The sequence below is a fragment of the Tyzzerella sp. An114 genome, from assembly GCF_002161055.1.
GTDB lineage: Bacteria > Bacillota > Clostridia > Lachnospirales > Anaerotignaceae > Fimicola > Fimicola cottocaccae.
The window spans coordinates 1-680 of the sequence record NZ_NFLT01000072.1 but is presented as its reverse complement, the minus strand read 5'-3'; the positions used below and the strand labels follow the sequence as shown (position 1 = coordinate 680).

1 protein-coding gene is annotated in these 680 nt (G+C 25.4%); it reads right to left on the bottom strand.

Going from position 1 to position 680, the window contains the following annotated elements; all coding sequences use genetic code 11:
• Positions 1-680: zinc ribbon domain-containing protein (locus tag B5E58_RS13305; RefSeq protein ID WP_206608594.1), on the bottom strand; the 680-nt coding region annotated here is incomplete at both ends.

The following is a 680-nucleotide window of genomic DNA, read 5'->3' as shown; positions in this document are numbered from 1 at the left end:
ATTAAAATCTTATCTACAACTTTTTTAAATAAATCTTTGTTGTATGTATTCATTGTTTTAGGTGAATTTTTTATTAAATCAATCAGCTTTTCTGTTTCTCTGATTTCATAATTCATTTGACTTTTTTCTATGTATCTTACTTTCTCAATATTAAGTTCAATTATTTTCTGCTCAGTTAGATTTTTTTGTTGTATATAAAAAGCAGAGTCAATACACCTTTTTTGCATTAGCTGATTTAAGGTGTTACTCTGCTTTATAAGTTCATCTATTTTATTGTTACATTCTTTAATTACTTGATTTTCTCCATTATGCTCTTTTATAGTATATAGTGATTCAACCATAGGTATTAAAATTTCATCATAATTATTTGATAACTTGTTCCACATTTTTACAAACAATTCTTTTATTAAATCTTCTTTTACTATATCCATATCACAGTAATCTTTTGATATAATTCTATTTTTACAAGTCCAAGTAATATCCTGTTTAGGTTTTACTTGTCTGTAAAATACATCACCACATTTTGAACATATAATCTTTCCTCGAAACTCTGTAACCTCGTTTTTTTCATTTTTAGGTTTACAGGATAGCATAATCTGAACTGTTTCATATTCTTCTTTAGTGACTATTCCTTTGTGGTCATTTTCTATAAGTATCTGAGGAACTTCACCTTTATTTAT